General features: G+C 68.6%; 4 protein-coding genes. 3 read left to right on the top strand and 1 reads right to left on the bottom strand.

The genetic code is table 11. The annotated features are described in order from the left end of the window. The coding region (locus UK23_RS47005) for a beta-ketoacyl synthase N-terminal-like domain-containing protein (RefSeq protein WP_045318370.1) at nt 1-4,261 on the bottom strand (4,261 nt) is incomplete at its 3' end. 268 nt (nt 4,262-4,529) lie between these two features. Here UK23_RS47005 and UK23_RS47000 point away from each other — a divergent pair. Genes UK23_RS47000 through UK23_RS46990 form a run of 3 tightly spaced genes read left to right on the top strand, consistent with a single transcriptional unit; the run spans nt 4,530 to nt 8,424 of the window. Then, nucleotides 4,530-5,552 carry an FkbO/Hyg5 family chorismatase gene (locus UK23_RS47000; protein ID WP_052685672.1) on the top strand — a complete coding sequence of 341 codons (1,023 nt, stop codon included), beginning with the start codon at nt 4,530-4,532 and terminating at the stop codon, nt 5,550-5,552. 34 nt (nt 5,553-5,586) lie between these two features. Beyond that, nucleotides 5,587-6,795, top strand: coding sequence for a 3-deoxy-7-phosphoheptulonate synthase (locus UK23_RS46995; protein WP_082115546.1), 1,209 nt, complete (start codon nt 5,587-5,589; stop codon nt 6,793-6,795). Nucleotides 6,796-6,819: 24 nt separating this feature from the next. After that, entirely contained in the window at nt 6,820-8,424 is a 1,605-nt protein-coding gene (locus tag UK23_RS46990; protein WP_045318369.1) for a bifunctional 3-(3-hydroxy-phenyl)propionate/3-hydroxycinnamic acid hydroxylase, read from the top strand. The last annotated feature ends 85 nt before the right edge of the window (nt 8,425-8,509 follow it).

The raw sequence follows: 8,509 nt of genomic DNA, 5'->3' as shown, positions 1-8,509 counted from the left end.
GATTCGACTTCACCGACCCCAGCCACAGCGGAACAGTCCGGTCCTGGCCGTAGGTCGCGAGCAACGCCTGCGCCTCGATCGGGTCGCCCAGCGTCGTACCGGTGCCGTGCGCCTCGACCGCGTCGACGTCCGAAGTGGACAGGCCAGCCGCCGCAAGCGCTTGCCGAATCACTCGCTGCTGGGACGGACCATTCGGCGCGGTCAGGCCGTTCGACGCGCCGTCCTGGTTGATCGCCGAGCCGCGCAGCACGGCGAGAACCGTGTGCCCGTTGCGGCGAGCGTCCGACAACCGCTCCAGAACGACCAGACCCGCGCCTTCGGACCAGCCCGTGCCGTCAGCGGAATCGGAGAAGGCCTTGCAGCGACCGTCAGCCGACAGCCCGCCCTGACGCGAGAACTCCACGAACGTCTGCGGTGTCGACATGATCGTCACGCCACCGGCCAACGCGATCGACGACTCACCTGACCGCAACGACTGCGCGGCCCAGTGCAATGCGACCAACGACGAAGAACAAGCGGTGTCGACGGTGACCGCCGGACCCTGCAGGCCCAGCGTGTAGGCGACGCGGCCGGACACCACGCTGCCGGCCGTACCGGTCGTCCAGTACCCCTCGGTGCCGGCGGGCGCGTCCAGCAGCCCAGCACCGTAGTCGTGGTACATCACACCCGCGAAGACGCCGCCGTTGGTGCCGCGCAACGAAGCCGGGTCGATGCCCGCCCGTTCCAAAGCCTCCCAGGACACCTCCAGCAGCAAACGCTGCTGCGGATCCATCGCCAGAGCCTCCCGCGGCGAGATCCCGAAGAACTCGGCGTCGAAGTCGGCCGCGTCGTGCAGGAAGCCGCCCGAGCGCGTGTGCGACGCGCCGTCGAACAGCTTCTCCAGATCCCAGTTGCGATCCGCCGGGAACGGCGACACGACGTCCGCACCCGACATCACCAGCCGCCACAGGTCCTCCGGCGACGAGACGCCGCCGGGATAGCGGCAGGCCATGCCGACGATCGCGATCGGCTCGTCCGGCTGCGCCCGCACGATCTCCGAGGGAACGACGGCCGCGCGCTCACCGAGCAGCTCCGCCCGTAAATGCCGTGCCAGGACCACCGGTGTCGGATAGTCGAACGCGACCGGCGCGGACAGGTGCAGACCGGTCGCGGCGGTCAGCCGGTTCCGCAGGTCGACCGCGGTCACCGAGGTCAGCCCCAGCTCGCGGAACGTCTTCTTCGACTCAGCCCGCTCGGTCCCGGTCAGCCCCAGCACGCCCGCGACCTCGGTGCGCACCAGGTTGAGCAGGAAGATGTCCTGCTCTTCCGGGGACATCGCGACCAGCCGTTGCCGCAACGCCGAGAGGTCGCGCTCGTCCGGCGTCGCGAGCCGCGCGGACACGTCGATCAGCCCGCGCAGCAACGCGGGCACCTCTGTCGACGACGTCTGCTCGCGCAAAGCCGCGCTGTTGATCCGCATGATCACGGCCTGTGCCAGCCCCGCGGACGTCGCCACGTCGAACATCGCCGCGAACTCGTGCGTCGACAGCTCACCCACGCGCGACGCCGTCGTCGGCGCATCGGTAGAGCCCACCGCGAGGAACGTCGCGGACAGCTCGCGTTTGCGGCGGTAGCGGGCCAGCGCGTCCAGGAACGAGTTCGCCGCCGCCTGCTCCCCCGACCCCACCAGGCCCAGCGCACCCGCGACCGTGCAGAGCATCACGAACGCGGTGACGTCGCCGCTCTTCGTGAGCTGGTGCAGGTTCACCGCACCGTCCACAACGGACCGGAACACGTCGGCGCGTGGCGCGGCCGGCTTCGCCGGGTGCTCGCCCTCGCTGTGGACGACGGCGGTGATCGGCCGCTTCAGCTTGCCCAGCACCTCGGCCAGCGCGGCACGATCCGCCACGTCGCAGGCCGCCACCGCGACCCGTGCGCCCAGCTCGGACAGCTCCGACTCCAGCCGCGCGGTCGCCTCGTCGGCCCGGCCGCGCGGGCTGATCAGCAGCAGATGCCTTGCGCCGTAAGCCGCGACGAGGTGCCTGGTCAGCGCGGCGCCCATCGTGCCGTCCGCGCCGGTCACGACCACCGTGCGTTTGGGGTCGATGCGCAGCACCTCGTCGCTGTCGATCGACGCCGACACGCGCTTGAGCCGTGGCGTCAACGCGATGCCGGACCGGATCGCGAGCTGCGGTTCGCCGGCGGCGACCGCCAACGGCAGCACACCAGCCGACGGCGGCAGGTCGTCGATGTCGATCAGCGTGAACCGGTTCGGGAACTCGACCTGCAACGACCGCAGCAAACCCCACACCGGCGCGTGCACGAGGTCGCGCACGTCCTCGACACCGGCAGCGACCGCGCCGCGAGTCAGCACGACCAACCGCGAATGCGCGAACCAGTCGTCGTTCACCCACGTCCGCAGCACGCCGCCGACCCTGCGCAACGCCTCCTGCGCGGCCGTGGTCAGCTTGCCACCGGTGTCCATGTCGTCCGGGCAGCACAGCACCGCCACGTCCGGCGCGGGCTCACCGTCCACAACAGACACATGCAGCGATGCCGCATCAGGGTGAGTGGCCACGTGCACACCGGCCGACACGAGGGAAGCGGTCAAGCCGAACATGTCCGGACCCACGACTGCCCAGCGTTTGGCCAGTTCGAGCGACGTCGTGCGGACCGAGGGCATCGGCGCCCAGTCCATGCGCAGCAACGACTCGTGCTGCCCGCCGCTCGCGGCCCGCAACCGGGCCGGGCGGTCGAGCAGCACGTGCCGGGTGATCTTGCCCGAGGTCGTGCGCGGGATGTGGTCGATCTCGTACAGCTCTTCGGGGACCTTGAAGTTCGACAGCTGTTCGCGGCACGCGTCGTACAGGCGCACGGGATCGAGGCCCTGCTTGCCGGGCACGACGAACGCGATCGGCACCTCACCGAGGATGTCGTGCGGCTTGCCGACCACCGCGGCGTCCGCGACCCCCGGCACGCGCAGCAGCACCTCCTCCACCTCGCCGGGGTGGATGTTCTCGCCGCCGCGGATGATCAGCTCCTTGACGCGGCCGGTGATCGTCAGGTAGCCGTAGAGGTCGCGGCGCGCCAGGTCACCGGTGCGATACCAGCCATGAGGCATCGCCTGCGCGGTCGCCTCCGGCTGGTTGTGGTAGCCGGCCATGAGACTCGGGCCGCGCACCCACACCTCGCCCTCCGCTTCCGCGTCGACGTCGACGCCGGTGTCCGGGTCGACCAGCCGCACCGCGAGACCCGGCACCGGCAGGCCGCACGAACCGGGAACCCTGGTGCCGTGCGCCCAGTTCACCGCGATCAGGCCGCACGTCTCGGTGCTGCCGTAGCCGTCGAGCAGCGCGACACCGAACAGCGCCTCGAACTCGACGCGCAACGCCGGCGGGCACGCCGAACCCGCGGTGAGACAACGGGTCAGCGCGCTCGACGGCACCTCGCGGGTGCGCGCGACCTGCAGAAGATGGTGGTACATGGCGGGAACACCGCACATGAACGTGTAGTCGTCGCCCTCCAGCGCGGTCAGCACTTCATCGGCCGCGAACCCGTCGAGGATGCGTGCCGTGGCACCGACCGCGGTGACACCGACGACGCACAGCACGTGCGCGAGTGAGTGGTGCAACGGCAAGGGCCACAACACCTTGTCGTCGTGGTTCAGCCCGATCACCGGGGCGTAGCAGGCGGCGACCGACCACAGGCAGGCGCGCTGCGACGACAGCACGCCCTTCGGTTTCCCGGTGGTGCCGGAGGTGTAGAGCATGAACGCGACGTCGTCGAGGCCCTGGTCGTCGCGCGCCGGCACGGACGGGTCGCGCGACATCAGATCCTGGTACGAGACAACGGAACCACCGCGCGGCAGCGGCTCGTCACCACTCACGACGACGCGCAGGTAAGGACGTCCGGGGAGCAGCTTGCGGACCTGGTCGAGGTGCGCGAAGTCGGTGATCACGACGCGGGCGCCGCTGTCGTCCAGCACGTAGGCGAGCTCGGCGTCGGCGGAGTGCGGGTTGAACGGCACCGCGACCGCGTTCGCGCGCGTGACCCCGAGGTAGCTCTCGATGATGTCGACGCCGTTGCCCAGGAAGATGAGCGCCCGGTCACCCGGCTGCAGCCGCAGGCCGGCGAGGTGCCCGCCGAGCCGCCAGGTCCGCTTCTCCAGCTCCGCGTACGTGACCGCGCGCCGCGAGTCCGCGAACGCGACCTTCTCCGGGGCGTTCGCCGCGTGGTATCGCAGCAGGTCGGACAACGGCCGGATCAGTTCGGTTCGAAACATCCCGACGGCGCTCCCTATTTACTGGCGACGTGGCGTGCACCTCGAGCGATGCTAACGTCGGGCTCACCAGGCGGGTAAGTAGGAAATCCCCTAGCACCCCCCTAGGACCCCCCTATCATCCCGCCCGAAAGTGCTTTCCCCGGCCGAGCTGTTTTGCGGAGCCCGGCCGGTGGCTAATCTTTGATCACCGGCCCGGAAGAGATGCTCGAAACAAAGACCTGGTTTCACTCCGCAAAATGTTTTACCTACTCCTCGGAGGGGCATTCCCATGACGCAGGCGCAGCAGACGGTGAACCTGCCCAGCTCGGTGTTCACCGGCCTGACCGAAGTCAGCGATGTCGCGGCCACCGGAAACGTTCTCGGCGTCATCAACTACACGACCGAGTGCACCGGCCCGCGCGTCGAGAATGGCCTTCTGACCCTCGACCTGCACATGGCGTCCGACCTCGGTGAGGCATTCGCGGAGGTGTGGACGACCTCGCGCCCGGCCGAGACCGGCGAGCACCACGGTGTCGTTTACGCCCACGACGGCGAGTACCTGCTCGTCGCCGGCCGCATCGCCCCGACCGGCCGCTACACCGAGGACACCCGCGCGGCGTACGTCGCGGCGCTGGACCTGATGGACACCCTCGGTTACAAGAACTGCTTCCGCATGTGGAACTTCATCAACGACATCAACGCGGACAACACCGAGGGCCTCGAGATCTACCGGGACTTCTGCAAGGGCCGCGCGGAGGCGTTCGAACTCTTCCACTTCGGCGACAAGGAGGTGCCGAGCGCGACCGGAATCGGGTCGCAGGGCGGCGGGATCGCGTTCTACTTCCTGGCCTCCCGCTCCGCCGCGCTGACGTCGGTGGAGAACTCCAAGCAGATGGCCGCCTACCACTACCCGAGGCAGTACGGCCCGCGCCCGCCCAAGTTCGCGCGGGCCACCTACCTCGCCTCCACGCACACCGACCGCAGGTCAGGGCAGGTCTACGTGGCCGGCACGGCCAGCATCCGCGGGCACGAGACCCTGCACGACGGCGACATCGTGGCTCAGGTGAAGTTGTCACTCGACAACATCGAGCACCTCATTTCCGACGAGAACCTGGCGGACTACGAGATCACGCAGGGCAATTCCTTGCTGAACCTCGACAACATCAAGGTCTACGTCCGTCACCGTTCCGACATCCCGGTGGTGCGCCGGATGTGCGAGGAGCGTTTCTCCCCGAACGCCCGCGTCCAGTACCTGAACGTCGACGTCTGCCGCGCCGATCTCCTCGTGGAGATCGAGGGCATCGTCGCCTGAAACGTCCAGCAGAACCAGAACAGGAGCGAGAACAATGCCTCAGACGGTGAAGCTGACGGAGTTCACGTACACGCGGACCGCGGCCCCGTGGATGACGTTGCCGGCGACGCAGCAGCCCCACTGGCACCACCACCCCGAGTACGACCTGATCGAGGCCGAACTGTCCGGCGCGCTCCCCCTGGTCGCACATTCCGAGATTCGCGAGGCTCGGCGCGCGCTCGGGCTCGCCGCGCTCGGTGAGGCGCGCGTTCTGCAGCTCGGCGACTGCGCGGAATCGTTTTCGGACGCCGACCCGGTGACAACTTCCCGAAAGGTGCGCAACATCCAGAAGATCGCCGCCCGCATGGCGGAACGATCGGGTCAGCAGGTGGCACGTTTCGGACGGATGGCGGGCCAGTACGCGAAGCCTCGTTCGAGCAACTTCGAAACTGTCAGCGGGATCGACCTGCCGTCGTTCCGGGGCGAGCTGGTCAATTCGTTTGAGGCCGACAATCTTTCCCGCCGGCACGACCCCGAGCGAATGCTTCAGGCCTACGACGCTTCCTCCGCCGTTGTCCGAGAAGTGCGCGCCCATTGGGCGGGAAGCGCCGAGGAACTGTCCGGTGGCCCGTGGGTAGCCCACGAGGCATTGGTGCTGGATTACGAGAACGCGCTCATTCGCACCGACGAGCGCACCGGCGAGCAGTTCCTCACCTCGACGCACTTCCCGTGGATCGGCGAGCGCACCCGGCAACTGGACCACGCGCACGTCTCGATGTTCTCCGCGATCTCGAACCCGATCGGCGTGAAGGTCGGCCCGACCGCGGACCCGGAGACCGTCGTGCGGCTGTGCCAGCTGCTCGACCCGCACCACACGCCGGGCCGCCTGACGTTGATCGTCCGCATGGGCCGCGAGGACATCCACGTCGCCCTGGCGCCGATCGTGCGGGCCGTGCGGCGCGCCGGTCACCCCGTCGTCTGGATCTCGGACCCCATGCACGGCAACACGATCAGCACCGAATCTGGGCGAAAGACTCGACTTGTCTCCCATATCATCGAGGAGGCCACGGCGTTCCGGCACATCCTCGAGACCGAGGGCGCACACGCGGCGGGCCTGCACCTGGAAGCGGCCGCGACTGACGTGACGGAGTGCGTCGGCGGGCCTGTCCCCGACGAGAAGGCTCTCTCCGAGCGCTACGAGACCCTCTGCGACCCGCGGTTGAACCCCGAACAGGCGCTCGGAGTGATCGACTCGTTTTTCTGATCTCTCGCAGACAGGGAAACACCGATGGCGTCTCCTTCCCCGGCCGGCCGGACCGCTGCCCTCACCGCTGATGTGGCGGTCGTCGGGTGCGGCCCGGTCGGCCTCGTTCTGTCCATCCTGCTGGCGCACAAGGGATGGCGGGTCGTCATCCTGGAGAAGTACCGCGGCCAGTACCCGTTCCCGCGCGTGGTCGCGTTCGACGGTGAGACCGCCCGCTCGTTCGCCTCGGCCGGCATCGGCGCCCAGTTGATGGAGCTCGGCGAACCGCTGGGGCAGTACATGTTCCAGAACGCCGAGGGCCGTGAGCTGTTCTCGTTCGAAGCGCCGTACGAGCCGGGCCGTGACGGGTGGCCGATCGCGACCGTGATGCACCAGCCGACGTTCGAACGCGCCCTGCGCGAGCACGTGTTGACGTTGCCGAACATCACCACCTTGTTCGGGCACAAGGTGGAGGCGATCGCCGACCACGGCTCGCACGTCTCCCTGACGGCTCCGGGGCCGGATCACGAAGGTGACGTCACGGCTTCGTGGGTCATCGGGTGCGACGGCGCGAACAGCTTCGTGCGCGACGTCATGGGCTCCCGCATGCTCGACCTGAACTTCAAGCACGACTGGCTGCTGGTCGACGTCGTCTTCCACGAGAAGCGCGCCTTCCGCCCCAACGACGTGCAGGTGTGCGACCCGGCCCGCCCGACCACGATCGTCGCGTCCGGGCGCGGGCACCGGCGGTGGGAGTTCATGCGGCTGCCCGGCGAGTCGATCGAAGAGCTGTCCACTGTGGAACGCATGTGGGAGTTGCTGGCTCCTTATGACGTGACACCCGCGAACGCCGACCTGACGCGCAACATCGTCTACACCTTCCAGGCGGCGATGGCGGACAAGTGGCGCGACGGGCGTCTGCTCCTGGCCGGTGACTCGGCGCACCTGATGCCGCCGTTCGCCGGGCAGGGCATGTGTTCCGGCATCCGCGACGCCGCGAACCTGGCGTGGAAGCTCGACCTCGTGCTGCGCGACCTCGCGTCTTCGGAGTTGCTGGACGCCTACCCCGCCGAGCGGGCCTTGCAGGTGCGGCACACGATCGAGATGTCCATCGAGGTGGGCAAGATCGTGTCGGAGCTCGATCCCGTGGCCGCTGCCCGCCGTGACGCGTTCCTGCTCGCGATGCGGGCCAAGCCGGAAGGTGTCGACCTGGCTCCTTCTGCTTATGCGCTGGAGGACGGGATCGTCCGGAGGGGTGCTGACGGGATCTCGTCACCGGACGGTGAGCTGTCGCCGCAGGGTGTGGTGGCTCGCGGGACTGTCCGGGACCGGTTCGACGAGGTGGCCGGGCGCGGGTGGCAGCTGATCACCACGCTGGATCCGTATGAGGCGTTGGGTGAGGACGAGCTGGAGTTCCTGAAGACTTTGGGCGCGCAGCTGGTGCGGGTGATGCCGGCCGGGATTCCACCGAAGATCGCTCGGGCGCACGAGGTCGTGGACGTGGAGCGGCTCTATCTGCCTTGGCTCGCCGGGCACAGGAAGGTGGCGGCGCTGGTGCGGCCGGACTACTACGTGTTCGGGTTCGCCAAGGACCGCGCCGATCTGCCTGAGCTGGTGCGTGAGCTGAAGGGCCAGCTGCCGCTGCTCTGATCGCCACGCTGACGCAGGGGTCCCCCGGCCAGGGCACGGCCCCGGCAAAGTCGTTTTGGCTTGTTAGGCCGGGATTCCGAGGAGT

The organism is Lentzea aerocolonigenes (assembly GCF_000955955.1).
Lineage (GTDB): Bacteria > Actinomycetota > Actinomycetes > Mycobacteriales > Pseudonocardiaceae > Lentzea > Lentzea aerocolonigenes_A.
This window is presented reverse-complemented; position numbering and strand designations above follow the sequence as displayed.